Here is a 15,607-nt window from a genome sequence, read left to right as displayed (position 1 = left end):
TGCATCATGCAGATCGCAAACAGGTCGTGGCTGGGATCGATGAAGAAGAAGGTGCCGCCGACGCCGTCCCAGCGATATTCACCGGCTGGAAGCGGAGGGTTCCCAACCGTTCGGACGGCAAATCCAAGACCAAAGCTGCTATCGCTGCCCGGAAAGTAGTACTGGTCGTGGGCGACCTTCGCTGCCGGCCCCAGTTGGTCCGATGCCATCAGTTTGACCGTCTCGGGTTTGAGATACTGCCTGCCGTCGAGCGTACCGCCGCTGAGCAGCATCTGCGCGAAGCGCGCATAATCGCCAATGGTGCCGACCATGCCTGCCCCGCCCGATTCCCAGCGCCGTCGCAGGACCGGGTCGCCAAGACCGGCGATCGATCCCTTGAAGCGATCGCCGGGCAGCGGCTCGACCACGCGATCGCGCTTGGAGCCATCGACGTGAAAGGCGGTATCACGCATGCCGAGCGGATCGAGCAACCGCTCCTTCTCGAATTGATACAGCGATTTTCCTGAGATCACCTCGATGACGCGGCCAAGGATGTCGGTCGAATGCCCATAATCCCAGACCGTGCCCGGCTGCTCCGCCAGCGGCAGTTTAGCCAATCGCTGGGCAAACTCCGCATTATCGAAATCGCCCTCGAATAATCCGCTCGCTGCATAGAGCTTGCGGACGGGACTGTCGCCATAAAAGCCGTAGGTGATGCCGGAGGTCTGACGAAGCAGGTCACGAACCCGGATCGGGCGGATAAGAGGTTCGGTGGCCAGTACGGCCGTGCCGTTCTCATCACGCTCCACTGCAACGCGCGTGTCGGAGAATGCCGGGATGAACTTCGACAAGGGGTCATCGAGCGACATCTTGCCGTCGTCCACCAGCATCATGGCGGCGACGGATGTTATCGGCTTCGACATCGAATAGAGCCGGAAAATCGCGTCCTTGGTCATCGGACTTTGGCGGTGGGGATTTCTCAAGCCATAGCTTTCGAACAGAGCCGGCCGGCCGTGCTGCTGAATCAGGAGAACCGCGCCGGGAATCTTGGCGGTTGCGACTTCGTTCGCCAGATAGTTGCGGACCTGTGCCAGGCCTTCGCGGGAGAAACTGTCGGAGACGGCAAGCCGTGATTCTGCTGAGGCAATACTGCTTGCGAGTGCAGCCAGCAAAAATGCCAGCGCCGCGAGATGAAAACGCAAGACGCCGCCAATGCCCCGAAATCTCATGATTTGCTCGCCGCCTGCCAGTACGGTGAAATTGAAGTTCCTATCAGTGTGGCTTGCGACTTCGTCACAGGAACTTCAAATTCAAAGCCGTACCGGAATCAATATCTTGCTAGAGCTCCTTTGATTCCGAAGTTCGCATCGAGGGTCACCGCGATATCACGCGAACTTCGAAATCAGAGCTCCAGTGAGCGCAAAGTTTAGCGAGTGGCTCAGTCGGCACAAGGCTCGCCGAATTCACCCAGTGCCTGTTCGTGCAGACGGGCGCTTTCGCGCGAGAAGCAGCAAAAAATCACGCGCTGAACTGAAACGGCAGACGGCAGAGCCTCGATCGTCGTCGAGACCGCGATCCGGGCCGCGCGATCGGCCGGGAAACGGTACACGCCGGTGGAGATTGCCGGAAAGGCAATCGACGCGAGGGCCTTTTCGCGGCAGAGCTGAATAGCGCGGAAATAGCAGGAGGCGAGCAATTGATCCTCACCGCGTTTGCCGCCATTCCACACCGGCCCAACCGCGTGAATGACATGGCTGGCCGGCAGCAGATAACCGCTGGTGATCTTGGCATCGCCGGTCGCGCAGCCGCCGAGCCTGCGGCATTCTTCCAGCAATTGAGGTCCCGCGCCACGATGGATAGCCCCATCGACGCCGCCGCCGCCAAGCAGGGTGGTGTTGGCGGCATTGACGATGGCATCGACGGGCAGCGTCGTGATGTCGGCGACGGCGACTTCAAGCCGCACGCCGCCGATTTGGCGGGCCTTCAAGTCAGGCGGCGGTCGAGACCGGCACGCCCTTGTCGGCGAAGAGCTGCTGCAATTCGCCGGCCTGGAACATTTCGCGCACGATATCGCAGCCGCCGACAAATTCGCCCTTTACGTAGAGCTGGGGAATGGTCGGCCAGTTCGAATAGGTTTTGATGCCGTTACGAAGCTCGCTTGACTCCAGGACGTTAAGACCTTTGTAGCCGACGCCGATGTGGTCGAGGATCTGCACGACCTGTCCGGAGAATCCGCACTGCGGAAACTGCGGCGTGCCCTTCATGAACAGCACGACGTCGTTCGACTTCACTTCGTTGTCGATGAATTGCTCGATGCTCATATCTCTTCCTCTTGGGCGGGGGAAACGGCCCACGCCGACCGGGCTTTCCGGCGTCACGCCTCGCAGCCGCACAACTCCCATATATGTACCCGAAACGATTGTGCATCCAAAGCAATTTGGCGGTCGGACCTTCCATGCCGGGATGCCTGCGGTCTCCATGGAGACCGCCGGGTAGTCACAGGCGCGCGATGGCTCCGTATTTCAACGGGATCGGAGGCTTTTTTCCCGGATAGGAACTCCTATCTAGGACGGACCGTTCTCGAGGAACTACCCTTCGAGGCCGACGTTCTCCTTTTTCGACTCGGAGACGCTAGTGACGAAGTCCGCATCCGCCATCGCCTCTCTGCCGTCGTTGTTTTCCACGGAATCAGGCCTCGCCAACCACCTCACCGAGGCCTTTCTTGCAGTGCGAAAAGAGACAGAGCGTCGCGCCGCACCGTTAAGCGCCGAGGACCAGCTGGTCCAGTCCATGCCGGACGCCAGCCCGACCAAATGGCACCGCGCCCATACCACCTGGTTTTTCGAGCAATTTCTGCTCGTGGAGCATAGTGCGGGGTACAAACCCTACCATCCTGACTACGCCTTCCTGTTCAACTCCTATTACGTCAGCGCCGGACCGCGCCATGCCCGCGCCAGGCGCGGCGACCTCACCAGGCCAAGCGCCGACGAAGTAACCGCCTATCGCCGTTATGTCGATGCGGCGGTGGTGAGATTTCTTCATGAAGCGGATGATGAAAAATTGGCCGAAATCTCTCCCCTGATGGAGGTCGGTCTCAACCACGAGCAGCAGCATCAGGAATTGATGTTCACCGACATCCTGCACGCCTTTGCGCAAAACCCGATCTGCCCGGCCTATGATCCATCGTGGCGCTTTCCCGCCGCAAGCGGCCCGGGTGAGCGGTGGATCGAGATCAACGAGGGCATCCACAGCATAGGGCATGCCGGCGACAGCTTTCATTTCGACAACGAAAAGCCCGTCCACCGCGCACTGGTAGGCCCGGTACGCCTGGCGCGCAACCTCGTCACCAACGCCGAGTGGATCGCGTTCATGGCGGACGGCGGCTACACCATGCCGACGCTTTGGCTGATGGATGGCTTTGCAGCTGCCACCGCCGAACAGTGGCAGGCGCCCGGCCATTGGCGCGAGATCGAGGGCCAATGGCACATCATGACGCTGGCCGGATTGCAGCCGGTCGACCCCGCAGCGCCGGTCTGTCACGTCAGTTATTACGAGGCCGACGCTTTTGCGCGCTGGCGCGGCAAGCACCTGCCCACCGAAATGGAATGGGAAGTTGCGGCCCGTGCCGGTGTTCTCGGCGACGCATTCGGCCTCGTCTGGCAGTGGACCCGCAGCGCCTATTCGTCCTACCCCGGGTACCGGGCGACCGAGGGCGCACTCGGCGAATACAACGGCAAGTTCATGGTCAACCAGCTGGTGCTGCGCGGTTCATCCCTGGCGACGCCCGATGGTCATAGCCGAGTCACCTATCGCAACTTCTTTTACCCGCACCACCGCTGGCAGTTCACGGGCCTGAGGCTCGCCGACTACGCCAGTTAGCAACTCGCTTCAATTGCGCGCCGGAAAGCGCCGGGAGATTGTCATGAACGTGCACGCCACCGCTCTGGCCGAAACGCACCATCTCGATGAACCGACCTCGGCCTTCGCACAAGACGTGATCGAGGATCTGTCGCGGGCACCCAAGCGGCTCTCGCCGAAATATTTCTACGATGCGGCCGGATCCGAACTGTTCGAACAGATTACCGTCTTGCCGGAATACTATCCGACCCGCACCGAGCTTTCGATCCTGCGCGACCATGCAACTGCGATATCGGCGATCATTCCGGACGGCGCGGCTCTGGTCGAATTCGGCGCCGGCGCCACCACCAAGGTACGGCTGCTGCTCGGCGCGTGCCGGCTGAGCGCCTACGTTCCCGTCGACATATCAGGCGATTTCCTGAGAGCGCAGGCGCAAGCCTTGCGCACGGATTATCCCGCACTGCGCGTCTATCCTGTCACCGCTGATTTCACCGCGCCGTTCGAGTTGCCGGAGGCCGTAGGCAATATGCCCAAGGTTGGTTTCTTCCCCGGCTCGACGCTCGGCAATTTCGAGCCCGGCGAAGCCTGCACCTTCCTGAAGAACGCGCGGGCAATTCTCGGCCAAGGCGCCCGGATGATCATCGGCGTCGACCTCGAAAAGGATGAGCGGACGCTGTACGAGGCCTATAACGACCGGGCTGGTATTACTGCACGGTTCAATCTCAATGTGCTTCACCGCATCAACCGCGAACTCGGCGGCGATTTCGATGTCGGCGCATTCATCCATCGGGCGATCTACAACCGCGACCGCCATCGCATCGAGATGCATCTGATCAGCAAGAAAGCGTTGACCGCCGAGGTGCTCGGGCAAAAATTCTCATTTCGGCCTGGCGAGAGCATTCACACCGAGAACAGCTATAAATACTCGATCGAGCGTTTTGCTCTGCTCGCCCGGGTCTCGGGCTGGAGGCTTCTCGAGACCTGGACGGACCGCGAGGGGATGTTTTCGGTTCATGCGCTGGCGTCTGCCGACTGACTCCCAGGACTGCTCCGCAGTGAAAGCGATTCCCAAGCCGCGACCAGCACACGCTGAGCATCAGCAGGCCGCCGAAACTTCGCCAAGCGGGTGAAATGCGCCGCAGAGTGTGGGCTGCCTTACCACGAATACGAGATCGAATAACAACTCCGCCTGAGTGACCCGGCTATACTGGTTCGGCACAATAGGACGAAATAACGTCCCGCGCTCGGTCTCCCATAACGCGAGGCCCTGCTCTGCCTCTCTTTCAGCTCCCAGCCGCCCGACCGTCTCGTCTCATTCCGGAACGCCGGTTTGTAGGGCGAGGGCATGGAGCACTCCGCCCATCTGTCCCTTCAGGGACTGATAGACGATCTGGTGTTGCTGGACGCGCGATTTGCCGCGAAACGATTCCGAAATGACGGTTGCCGCGTAATGATCGCCGTCCCCTGCGAGGTCCCGGATGGTAACCGTTGCATCGGGAATCGCGGTCTTGATCATCGTTTCAATATCGCGGGCATCCATTGGCATTCCAGATATCTCCCTTTCGCATCACCGCGAGCGACCCCGAGTCAGCCGAGCCACTACCCTTCAATTTAGCGCGAATGGTCTTCTGGGTCACGCCTTCTCCCACTATATTTGCGCGGCGATCATACGGAAGGCCTGCACCTTGGCGGGCCGGAGGGTGACAATCATGAAGCTACCAGGCCCCGACCACCCGATCACGATTTCGGCAAACCCGCGCCGCGTGCGCGTGACAGCTGGTGGTGTGGTCATCGCCGAGAGCAGCGACGCGTTGACGTTGAAGGAAGCAAGCTATCCTGCTGTGAATTACGTGCCGCGCAAGGACGCCAACATGGCGCTGCTCAAGCGCAGCGAGCGGGTGACGCATTGTCCTTACAAGGGAGATGCGAATTATTTCAGCATCGTCGCCGACGGCAAGACCATTGCGGACGCGATCTGGACCTATGAGACGCCGTTTCCAGCCATGGAAGAAATCTCCGGTCACCTCGCTTTCTATCCCGACAAGGTCAACATCGAGGAAGTGGCGTAGGCCAAGGAAGACCGACGCCTCTAGACCCGGAAGATCGTGAGACCCAAAATCAACAGGATCAGGAAGATCACCACGAAGATATAGAACAGAATCCGTGCGACGTCGGCCGACGCCGCCGAAATGCCCGTGAAGCCAAGAATGCCGGCGATCACGGATATCACAAAGAAAATAAGCGCCCACTTCAAAAGCGTCATGGGTTACCTCCACCGTCAGCCGCCGGGCTGGCGGTCTTGTCAGTTTAACTTCGGGTCTTTCACCAAAGTTCCATTGTCCCCGGGGCGGGTGCGCTGCGGTCGCGAGGGGAGGTCGCTGGAATTCACCCCGTCTCGCTGGCGCCGCTGACGCCATGCGCCGCTTGCATCAGTCCTGCGGCGGGCAGGTCTTGTTGAATCGCTTGATCCGCATCAACATCCGCGCGATCCAGCACGCGGGGGCGCGAATGGCGGTTATTGTCAGTTCATTGGCGGAGGGCAAACGAACCGTGACGGCTGCGGGCGCGCGGAACGCAGCCTTCGACCGGATGCGTACGTTCATTATCCTGCTGGTACTGATCCACCACTCGGTGATCCCCTACACCTACTACGGCCAGACCGACCGGCAGTGGTTTCTGTTTTTTGATGCGGTCGTGACCTTCAACGACAGCTTCTTCATGGCAGCGATGTTCCTGCTCTCGGGACTGTTCACCTGGCCCAGCCTGCAACGCAAGGGAGTGGCCACTTTCCTGCGGGGACGCTGGTTGCGCCTCGGCCTGCCTTTTGCCTTCGGCGCCGTGTGTCTGATGCCGCTCGCCTATTATGCGGTCGAGCTTCGCCACTCGGGCTCGGGCGCAGGCTTCATCGCATTCTGGTGGAAGACCGTGACGGTTGGTCCCTGGGAGAGCGGCCCGATCTGGTTCCTCGGCGTGCTACTGGCATTCGACATGCTGGCGGCCGTGGTCTATCTCGTCGCGCCGGGTTCTGTCGAAGCCATCGGACACGTGGCGACCGCGAAGCTTGAAAATCCGGCTTACGCCTTCTGCATGTTTCTCGCCGCGTCGCTCGTGGTCTACATGCCTCTCGACCACCATTTCGGGATCGCGCAATGGTTCACGCTGGGACCGCTTGCGGTTCAGTCGGACCGCATTCTCCTTTACCTGCTGTACTTCTTCGTGGGCGTTGGCATCGGTGCCGTCCACGCAGACAGCAGCCTTTTATCTCCGGGCGGCGAATTGGCGCGGCGATGGCCGCTGTGGCTTGCGGCCACGATCGTGACCTATGCCGGACTTATCGGGCTTATCTATTACAAGCGGGAATTCCTGCCCGACCCCAACAACCCGCCGCAGGGGTGGGACAACGTGCATGCCTTCTTTTTCGCCAGCTTCAGCGCTGCGCAAACCATCAATCTGCTCGCGCTGTTCCTCAAATTCGAGAACAGCGGTTCGAGCATCCTTGATCGCCTGCGCGAAAGTTCATTCGGAATCTTCCTGATCCACTATGTCCCGGTGCTCTGGCTGCAATACGCCCTGTTCGGCATTACGCTGGCCCCAAATTCGCAGGCAACCGCGATCCTGAAGGCGCTGATTGTCTTTGTGCTGGCGCTTGCGAGCAGCTGGCTCGCGACGCTCGCCTTGCGCCGGATTCCCGGGATCAAGCACGTGCTGTAGATCTTGTCAGGCGCTTCCTGCCATATAGGCGGGAAGCCAAGCCTCGAAATCACTCTTCAACGAGGCCACCGACACCGGATTTTCGCCGGCGATGGCGATCGCGCCTCCGCCCGTGGTGCCGATCCGCATGCACGGCACGCCCGCGCCCTTCATCTTGGCGAGCACGAGGCCAGCCTCCCCGGCAGGAACGGTCACGATGTAGCGCGCCTGGTCCTCGCCGAACCAGAATGCATGCGGGACGATCGCTGCCGGCGCGGCCAGCAGCTGCGCGCCGATGCCGCTGACCATTGCCATCTCGGCCACCGCAACCAGCAATCCGCCATCGGAAAGGTCGTGCGCCGCGGTCGCCGTTCCGGCATGAATCATGCCGCGCACCACGTCACCGTTGCGCTTTTCGGCGGCGAGGTCGACCGGCGGCGGTGCGCCCTCCTCGCGGCCGCAGATATCGCGCAGGTAGACGGATTGGCCGAGCCAGCCTTGCGTATCGCCGATCAGAAGGATCGCCTCATCCGCAGCCTTGAACGCCAGCGTCGCCGACTTGGTGAAATCATCGAGCACGCCCACGCCGCCGATCGAGGGTGTCGGCAGGATTCCGCGGCCGTTGGTTTCATTGTAGAGTGAGACGTTGCCCGACACGACCGGGAAATCGAGCGCGCGGCAGGCTTCCGAAATGCCCTTCAGGCAGCCGACGAACTGGCCCATGATCTCGGGCCGTTCCGGGTTGCCGAAATTGAGATTATCCGTAATCGCCAGCGGCCGTCCGCCAACAGCGGTGATATTGCGCCAGGCTTCCGCGACGGCCTGCTTGCCGCCTTCCACCGGATCCGCCTCGCAATAACGGGGCGTGACGTCGACGGTGAGTGCAAGCCCCTTGGGCCCGTCCTGAACACGCACGACGGCGGCATCGCCGCCCGGCCGCTGCACGGTATTGCCTAAAATGACGTGGTCGTACTGCTCCCAGACCCAGCGCTTCGAACAGAGTTCGGGCGTCGCGATCAGCTTCGCAAGCGCCTGCGCAACGCCCACCGGCGGCACGACCTCGCGCGCGGCAATCACCGGCCTCGCTGGCTGGGCGACATGCGGCCGATCATAGACCGGAGCTTCATCGCCGAGTTCCTTGATCGGCAGGTCGGCCATGATGTCGCCGCCGTGTTTGACGCGGAAGCGCTTGCTCGGCGTGGTGTAGCCGACCACCGCGAAATCGAGCCCCCATTTGCGGAAAATCGCCTCGGCCTCTTTTTCCTTCTCGGGCTTGAGCACCATGAGCATGCGCTCCTGGCTTTCCGATAGCATCATCTCGTAGGCGCTCATGCCGATTTCTCGCGTCGGCACCGCGTCGAGATCGAGGTCGACGCCGAGATCCCCCTTGGCCCCCATCTCGACTGCCGAGCAGGTGAGCCCCGCAGCTCCCATGTCCTGGATCGCGATCACGCAGTCGGCCGCCATGATTTCCAGGCAGGCTTCGAGCAATAGCTTTTCGGCGAAGGGAGCGCCGACCTGCACGGTCGGGCGCTTCTCGGCAGAGTCGTCGTCGAATTCAGCCGACGCCATCGATGCGCCGTGGATGCCGTCACGTCCGGTCTTGGAGCCGAGATAGACTATCGGCATGTTCACGCCGGAGGCTGCGGCATAGAATATCTTGTCGGCGTCAGCGAGACCAACCGCCATGGCGTTGACGAGAATATTGCCGTCGTAGCGGGTGTGGAAACGCACCTGCCCGCCGACGGTCGGCACGCCGAACGAATTGCCATAACCGCCGACGCCGGCGACCACGCCCGACACCAGATGCCGCGTCTTGGGATGCTCCGGCGCGCCAAAGGAAAGGGCATTGAGGCAGGCGATGGGGCGCGCGCCCATGGTGAAGACGTCGCGCAAAATGCCGCCGACGCCGGTGGTCGCGCCCTGGTAGGGCTCGATGTAGCTCGGATGATTGTGGCTTTCCATCTTGAACACCACGGCCTGGCCATCGCCGATATCGATGACGCCGGCGTTCTCGCCGGGGCCCTGGATCACCCAGGGTGCCTTGGTGGGCAGGCCGCGCAGATGGATGCGCGAGGATTTGTACGAGCAATGCTCGTTCCACATCGCCGAAAAAATGCCGAGCTCAGTGAAAGTCGGCACGCGCCCGATCAGTTTCAGGATGCGCTCATACTCATCCGGCTTGAGACCGTGCGCGGCGATGAGTTCGGGGGTGATTTGCGGTTCGTTGGTAAGCATCGGATGATCAGGCTGCCCGATCCAGATGAGCCGCCAAGCCGGCAAACAGGCCACGGCCGTCGGTACAGCCCATGATGTCTTCGACGTGATTTTCCGGATGCGGCATCATGCCGAGCACATTGCCGCGCTCGTTGATGATGCCGGCGATCGAATGCGCCGCGCCGTTGATATTGGCCTGCTCGTCCACCGTGCCATCGGGCGAGCAATAGCGGTAGAGCACGCGTCCTTCCCCTTCGAGCCGCTCCAGCGTCTTTTCGTCGGCTTCGTAGTTGCCCTCACCGTGGGCGACCGGCACGCGGATGACCTGGCCGGCATTGTAACCGCGGGTGAACGGCGTGTTCGAACGCTCGACCCGCAGGTGAACTTCCTTGCAGACGAATTTCAAGCCGGCGTTGCGCATCAGCACGCCCGGCAAGAGTCCCGCCTCGCACAGGATCTGAAAGCCGTTGCAGACACCGAGCACGAGGCCGCCCTTGGCGGCGAAATCGCGCACCGCATCCATGACCGGCGCGCGCGCGGCGATCGCGCCGCATCGCAGGTAATCGCCGTAAGAGAAGCCGCCCGGCACCACCACGAGGTCCGTGCCATCGGGCAGTGACGTCTCGGCGTGCCAGACCATGGCGGCTTCGTTGCCGGAGGCGAGCTTCAATGCGCGCGCCATGTCGCGCTCGCGATTGATTCCGGGAAAGACGAGAACGGCGGATTTCATGCCAGCTAGCCCAAAACCTCGACCCGGTAATTCTCGATCACGGTGTTGGCGAGCAGCTTGTCGGCAGCCTGCTTCAGCGCCGCTTCGGCTTTCGCCTTGTCGGCGCCCGCAAGCTCGATGTCGAAGACCTTGCCCTGGCGGACGCTGGCGATGCCATCGACGCCGAGCGACTTCAGCGCGCCTTCGATGGCCTTGCCCTGCGGATCGAGGATGCCGGATTTGAGGGTGACAGTGACGCGCGCCTTCACGGAAATGCCCTCATCCCTTTACCAGCACAGGGCCTGAACCGGCAGGCCGCTCGTTCTCCATCAGAATCCCCAGGCGCTTGGCTACTTCCGTGTAGGCTTCCAGGAGACCGCCGAGATCCCTGCGGAAGCGATCCTTGTCGAGCTTCTCGTTCGACTTGATGTCCCACAGCCGGCACGAATCCGGCGAGATCTCGTCGGCGACGATGATCCGCATCATCTCGTTTTCGAACAGACGTCCGCATTCCATTTTGAAATCCACCAGACGAATGCCGATGCCGAGAAACAGTCCGGTGAGGAAGTCGTTGACGCGGATGGCCAGCGCCATGATGTCGTCGATCTCCTGGGGTGTCGCCCAGCCGAACGCCGTGATGTGCTCCTCGGAGACCATGGGGTCGTTCAACTGGTCGTTCTTGTAATAGAATTCGATGATCGACCGCGGCAGCTGGGTACCTTCCTCGATGCCGAGGCGCTGCGACAGCGATCCAGCCGCGACATTCCGTACAACGACCTCGAGCGGCACGATCTCCACCTCGCGAATCAGTTGTTCGCGCATGTTGAGACGGCGGATGAAGTGGGTCGGCACCCCGATGTCGTTGAGGTGCTGAAACAGGTACTCCGAAATCCGGTTGTTGAGGACGCCCTTGCCCTCGATCACCTGGTGTTTCTGCTTGTTGAACGCGGTCGCATCATCCTTGAAGTGCTGGATCAGGGTCCCCGGCTCCGGTCCTTCATAAAGAACCTTGGCCTTGCCTTCATAAATGCGGCGTCGACGGCTCATTGGGATGTACCGTGTGTTGTTGAAATCCATGAATATGAGTGCTCCGGATACTCAAGAGGGGGATGACCCACGACGGAGCTGCCGTGAAGGCCAGGGACAGGAAACAGAACGAGAACCGGACCTGGAATCGACCCTATCCGATTGGCCTATCCAGTACAATCGATCCGGCCCTCGAAGAACCTCGTTTTACCGCCTTTCGCCCGCGGCATTGCGGCACGTGACCTTCTGAATTCACAGTATTATTTAGGGATGCGGCCGCCCCGCCGCAACGAGGCCGAAACGGCCCCCCGCAGAGGAACTTTTGCCATGACCACCTTCGACAAGCGCGAGGAAGCCTTTGAGAAGAGATTTGCCATCGACGAGGAGCTGAAGTTCAAGGCGGAGGCGCGCCGCAACCGCCTGCTCGGCCTGTGGGCCGCCGAGAAACTGGGCCTCGCCGGCGATGCCGCCACCGCATACGCAAAGGAGACGGTCGCAAGTGCCTTCGCGGAAGGCGGCGAGAAGGCGGTCGTGGCCAGGCTCACGAGCGACCTCTCGGCGAAAGGCATCACGGAAGATGCCGTTCGCGCGCACATGACCGAACTGCTGGCACAGGCCATCGTTCAGGTGAAAGCGGGGGCGTGACACGGGCCGACGGGAACCCTCCTATTTCAGGCTGATCTGGAAGGCCATCGAACCGCTCACGTTGAGCCCCTCGACCTGCTGCTGATTGAACTGCCGCGTATTGTTGGCATTGACATTGACGTTGACCGTCTCCAGCCGGCAGTCCTTGGCGAGGACGTCACGAAGCATATCGCATTGGTGCGCCGCCATCTCGTAGACGGCGCGCTGCGCTCTCTCGCGCAGTTTCTGGGCGTCATCGCCCTCGCCGGTCGACCCGGCGAGGAAGAAACTGATGCTGTTCTGAATGCGCACCATGTTTTCCTGCCTGGGGGCGGCATTGAACTGCTCGACTGAGATTCTCTGACCGGTTTGCGCGACGGCAGGAACAACCAGAAGCAAGATCGCACTCGCAAGGATCGCACTCTTGAAAGACGGCATTGAAGTTCTCCGGAACTGAAGAGGTGGGCGTCAGTGCCGTTCTATCAACCGGGGATTGCAGATTGACGAATTGCCTCCGCAAAATCCCGCGTTCCGCTTCACGCCGGATTAACCAGCAAGGCAGGCGGACGAGTGGAGACGCAGCACGTCATCCACCCGTCATCGTCCCGTCTCATCCCTCCTTGAATCCATATTCCGGCACGTTGCCGCTCGCGCCGTAATATTTGTACGGCAGGAACTTGCCGGACATCGTGAGCTTGACGCGGTCGCCCTTCGGATTGGGCTGGCGTTCGATCGCCATGTCGAAATCGATCGCCGACATGATGCCGTCGCCGAACTCTTCCTCGATCAAGGCCTTCCAGGCCGGACCGTTGACCATCACGAGTTCGTAGAATCGGTAGAGCAAGGGATCGGCCGGCGGCATCGGCATGCCGCGCATCGGCACTTCGTTGAGCATCGCAGTCTCGGACCTGGAGAGCCCGAACAGTTCGCCGGCGTTCGCAGCCTGCGGCTTGGTCAGCTTCATCTGCCCCAGGATGGCGCCGACGATCAGCACCTCCGAATAGCCGCCGATCGCTTCGCAGATGTATTTCCAGCTCCAGCCTTTCTCGCGCTTGATGTCGAGCAGCTTTTCGGTGAGATCGGATCGTTTCATGGGTCTATCCCCTTGGTGTTCTCGTGGTGACCCGGCAGGCGCATTCTGCCCTGCCCTGCGCGCGAAGCCAAAGAAAAAGGCGGATACTAAGTGGCGCTGCCCGGCAACAGGGCCTGAAGCCGCTCAAGCTCGGGCGCCAAATCGCGTTCAACGTCGGCGGCCGCCATGTCGAGCACGCGATAGCCACGCGCCTGAAGCCAGATCCGCCGCTCGGCACGATCCTTGATGATGGCATCGGATTCGCCGGCGTTGGTCAGTTCGAGCGCGATCCGATGCACGAACGAGACAAAGTCGGGGATCTGGCGACCGACCGGCGTCTGCCGCTTGAACAGCCCCGCGAAACGGCGATCGCGGGTGAGCGCCTGCCACAGCACGCGTTCGGCATCGGTCGGATTGCGCCGGAGCAGACGGGCGAGCCCCCGCACGGTGCTGCTGCCGTCCGAAACGGCGCCGCCCTGCCCCTGCTCGGCCAGCAGTGCGCGCAGCCGCGTCGCCTGTTCGCCATCGAGCACGCCGCCCTTTGCCGGACCTTTGCGTCCCTCCGCGATCGCCATCACCACGCCGTGCAGGGTGTGCATGTCCTGCTTGGTCGGCTCCATCCGCGTGAAGATGTTGCGCAGGTTGACGAGCATGGTGTCCCGCTTTTCCGCGGGACGCAGAAATTCCACCTTGTCCAGTTCGCGCACGAGGTGGTCGAAGAAGGCCTGCATCTGATGCTGCGAGGCAGGTTCGGAGCGCTCGGGCATCGCAAACGGCAAGGCACCCGCAGTCGACAGCTTGAACCATTCATAGCCGACCAGCAGCACCGCTTGCGCCAGGTTGAGCGAGGCGAAACCGGGATTCACCGGAAAGGTGATGATGCGGTTGGAAAGCCCGACCTCCTCGTTGGTCAGCCCCCAGCGTTCCCGGCCGAAGAGAATGCCCACCGTGCCGCCCGCCTTGATCCGGCCGGCCGTCTCGGCGGCGGCAGCTTCCGGCCCAACCACCGGCTTGGCCTGGTCGTGGGCGCGGGCAGTGGTCGCAAACAGCAGCGAGCAATCGGCAACCGCGGCTTCGACTGTCTCGAACAGTTCGGCACCGTCGAGGATGTGATCGGCACCGGCCGCCGCGCGCTGCGCGGCAATGTTCGGCCAGCCGTCGCGCGGATTGACAATGCGAAGCCGCGACAGCGCGAAGTTGCCCATCGCGCGCGCCGCCATGCCGATATTCTCGCCGAGCTGCGGTTCCACCAGAATGACGATCGGGCCGGTGAGTTCGAGGCCTGCCTTGGTTTTGTCGGTGCCGGACATCAACGCTTCTTAAATCGATTCAGTCTTGCGGCGTTTGCCACTTGCATGGCGCCCATCGGGGCCACGGCATTCGTTATGACGGATGCCTGCATAATCCAAGACAATTCCGCACATGCGCCCGCTTTCTCGCGGTCCGCATACGGCCCGAGTTTTCAAGGACACGTCCCTCCGGAAATGAGAGGGCGCAGGGAATGCCGGGTGTCAGGCGCACCCGCAGCCTCGTGCGCAATGAAAGAAAGCACACGAGTTAGTCACCACAGGTTCGCCGAAACAATCCGGCATTCCCTGCGCGATGGTTTACGGCTTACTCCGGGCTCTCCCTGGCGATCGGGCTTTTTTGTCGCCATCCCCGGTTCGATGCGTCAGCATCGTCACCCGGTTGACATCAGCGTCGAGATATCAGGACCACTCGGCTTCGCCGTCCGCCTCGGCCGCGTTCGTCGCATGCAGCCAAAGCGTCCATCGCATTCCGCGCCCTACGTTCAGTGACGATCGCGAAACGCCCCTCTATCCAGGGGCACGGAACGCGCGGAGAAATGCCCGTGATTTGCCCGACGGCACAAGGCAAACAGCTGCGGCACTTTAACGCGACGGGCAAATCACTCGAGGTGCGCAAAATTCTGTCAAGGGAAAAAGCGGTTGCATACCTCGTGTCCCGGACGCAATGCCGCGTGCTCCCGGCGACGGCAGCGTCGTCGGGTAAGCTGCTTTGCCAAAATCGGACTTGTCAGGACGATCGGCGGCAATGCAGGGAGATAAACGAGCGAAAGTTTGCGTGCGTTGCCATTTCCGGACAAGGCGGAGACCAACTAGCAGGCCGCCTGCCAAATCCGTCGTGAACGATCCGAAGCCCACATTCAAATTCTCGAACCTGCGCTTCTTGCGACAAGGAAGCGTCACCGACCGTTTGACACAAATCAATGCCGGCAAAGATGGAATTCTATAGTTGAGTGCATTCGGCCTATGAGGCGGAGGCACCTATGACAAAGTTGTGTTTTGCACTTCCTGCATTCCTTCTTTTTTCGTTGCTCACAGGGTCTGATCTAAACGCCGCAGACGGATGCGGTGCTGGCTTGTACCGCGATGTGCACGGACGATGTCATTTCTATCGAGCCGTGGAGA

At 61.4% G+C, this 15,607-nt stretch carries 17 protein-coding genes; 5 read left to right on the top strand and 12 right to left on the bottom strand.

Features of this window, described 5'->3' with window-relative positions; translation table 11 throughout:
• The 3 genes from NEZ08_RS09945 to grxD all read right to left on the bottom strand — a co-directional run.
• The coding region (locus NEZ08_RS09945) for a serine hydrolase (protein ID WP_298106446.1) at positions 1-1,208 on the bottom strand (1,208 nt) is incomplete at its 3' end.
• A 209-nt stretch (positions 1,209-1,417) separates the two neighbouring features.
• Positions 1,418-1,966 (bottom strand): O-acetyl-ADP-ribose deacetylase, encoded by a 549-nt coding sequence (locus NEZ08_RS09940; RefSeq protein ID WP_298106445.1) that lies wholly within the window; start codon positions 1,964-1,966, stop codon positions 1,418-1,420.
• Position 1,967: 1 nt separating this feature from the next.
• The gene (gene grxD / locus NEZ08_RS09935; RefSeq protein ID WP_298106444.1) at positions 1,968-2,300 is read right to left on the bottom strand and encodes a Grx4 family monothiol glutaredoxin; all 333 of its coding nucleotides are present in this window, start codon (positions 2,298-2,300) and stop codon (positions 1,968-1,970) included.
• 313 nt (positions 2,301-2,613) lie between these two features.
• Here grxD and egtB point away from each other — a divergent pair, with 313 nt between their 5' ends.
• Together egtB and egtD are read left to right on the top strand one after the other, a co-directional pair.
• A complete protein-coding gene (egtB, locus tag NEZ08_RS09930; RefSeq protein WP_298106443.1) occupies positions 2,614-3,858 on the top strand; it encodes an ergothioneine biosynthesis protein EgtB in 1,245 nt (414 codons plus the stop codon).
• 43 nt (positions 3,859-3,901) lie between these two features.
• Complete coding sequence (egtD, locus tag NEZ08_RS09925; protein WP_298106442.1) at positions 3,902-4,873, top strand: L-histidine N(alpha)-methyltransferase; 972 nt, start codon at positions 3,902-3,904, stop codon at positions 4,871-4,873.
• Positions 4,874-5,149: 276 nt separating this feature from the next.
• On the opposite strand, the gene NEZ08_RS09920 is transcribed toward egtD, so the two are convergent.
• Complete coding sequence (locus tag NEZ08_RS09920) at positions 5,150-5,383, bottom strand: BolA family transcriptional regulator (protein ID WP_298106441.1); 234 nt, start codon at positions 5,381-5,383, stop codon at positions 5,150-5,152.
• Positions 5,384-5,546: 163 nt separating this feature from the next.
• On the opposite strand from NEZ08_RS09920, the gene NEZ08_RS09915 reads away from it, so the two are divergent.
• On the top strand, positions 5,547-5,906 hold the full coding sequence (locus NEZ08_RS09915) for a DUF427 domain-containing protein (RefSeq protein WP_298106440.1): 360 nt from the start codon (positions 5,547-5,549) through the stop codon (positions 5,904-5,906).
• A 20-nt stretch (positions 5,907-5,926) separates the two neighbouring features.
• Here the strand turns inward: NEZ08_RS09915 and NEZ08_RS09910 are convergent, their stop codons facing one another.
• Positions 5,927-6,100, bottom strand: coding sequence for a DUF1328 domain-containing protein (locus NEZ08_RS09910; RefSeq protein ID WP_298106439.1), 174 nt, complete (start codon positions 6,098-6,100; stop codon positions 5,927-5,929).
• 188 nt (positions 6,101-6,288) lie between these two features.
• Between NEZ08_RS09910 and NEZ08_RS09905 the strand changes: the two genes are divergently transcribed.
• Positions 6,289-7,548, top strand: a complete 1,260-nt coding sequence (locus NEZ08_RS09905; RefSeq protein ID WP_298106438.1) for an acyltransferase — start codon at positions 6,289-6,291, stop codon at positions 7,546-7,548.
• A 6-nt stretch (positions 7,549-7,554) separates the two neighbouring features.
• Here the strand turns inward: NEZ08_RS09905 and purL are convergent, their stop codons facing one another.
• Genes purL through purC form a run of 4 tightly spaced genes read right to left on the bottom strand, consistent with a single transcriptional unit; the run spans position 7,555 to position 11,500 of the window.
• Positions 7,555-9,765 (bottom strand): phosphoribosylformylglycinamidine synthase subunit PurL, encoded by a 2,211-nt coding sequence (gene purL, locus NEZ08_RS09900; RefSeq protein ID WP_298106437.1) that lies wholly within the window; start codon positions 9,763-9,765, stop codon positions 7,555-7,557.
• Between the two features lie 7 nt (positions 9,766-9,772).
• Complete coding sequence (gene purQ, locus NEZ08_RS09895; protein WP_298106436.1) at positions 9,773-10,474, bottom strand: phosphoribosylformylglycinamidine synthase subunit PurQ; 702 nt, start codon at positions 10,472-10,474, stop codon at positions 9,773-9,775.
• A gap of 5 nt (positions 10,475-10,479) precedes the next feature.
• A complete protein-coding gene (purS, locus tag NEZ08_RS09890; protein ID WP_298106435.1) occupies positions 10,480-10,722 on the bottom strand; it encodes a phosphoribosylformylglycinamidine synthase subunit PurS in 243 nt (80 codons plus the stop codon).
• Positions 10,723-10,732: 10 nt separating this feature from the next.
• A complete protein-coding gene (purC, locus tag NEZ08_RS09885) occupies positions 10,733-11,500 on the bottom strand; it encodes a phosphoribosylaminoimidazolesuccinocarboxamide synthase (protein WP_156898738.1) in 768 nt (255 codons plus the stop codon).
• Positions 11,501-11,806: 306 nt separating this feature from the next.
• Between purC and NEZ08_RS09880 the strand changes: the two genes are divergently transcribed.
• Complete coding sequence (locus NEZ08_RS09880; protein ID WP_298106434.1) at positions 11,807-12,124, top strand: DUF1476 domain-containing protein; 318 nt, start codon at positions 11,807-11,809, stop codon at positions 12,122-12,124.
• 21 nt (positions 12,125-12,145) lie between these two features.
• On the opposite strand, the gene NEZ08_RS09875 is transcribed toward NEZ08_RS09880, so the two are convergent.
• From NEZ08_RS09875 to NEZ08_RS09865, 3 genes are all read right to left on the bottom strand, one after another.
• On the bottom strand, positions 12,146-12,541 hold the full coding sequence (locus NEZ08_RS09875; protein WP_298106433.1) for a hypothetical protein: 396 nt from the start codon (positions 12,539-12,541) through the stop codon (positions 12,146-12,148).
• 172 nt (positions 12,542-12,713) lie between these two features.
• Positions 12,714-13,196: a cyanase gene (gene cynS / locus NEZ08_RS09870; RefSeq protein ID WP_298106432.1), complete on the bottom strand. Its 483-nt coding sequence runs from the start codon at positions 13,194-13,196 to the stop codon at positions 12,714-12,716.
• 86 nt (positions 13,197-13,282) lie between these two features.
• Positions 13,283-14,485 (bottom strand): TrmJ/YjtD family RNA methyltransferase, encoded by a 1,203-nt coding sequence (locus NEZ08_RS09865; protein WP_298106431.1) that lies wholly within the window; start codon positions 14,483-14,485, stop codon positions 13,283-13,285.
• Positions 14,486-15,607: the final 1,122 nt, after the last annotated feature.

The organism is Bradyrhizobium sp. (assembly GCF_027451485.1).
Taxonomy (GTDB): domain Bacteria; phylum Pseudomonadota; class Alphaproteobacteria; order Rhizobiales; family Xanthobacteraceae; genus Bradyrhizobium.
This window is presented reverse-complemented; position numbering and strand designations above follow the sequence as displayed.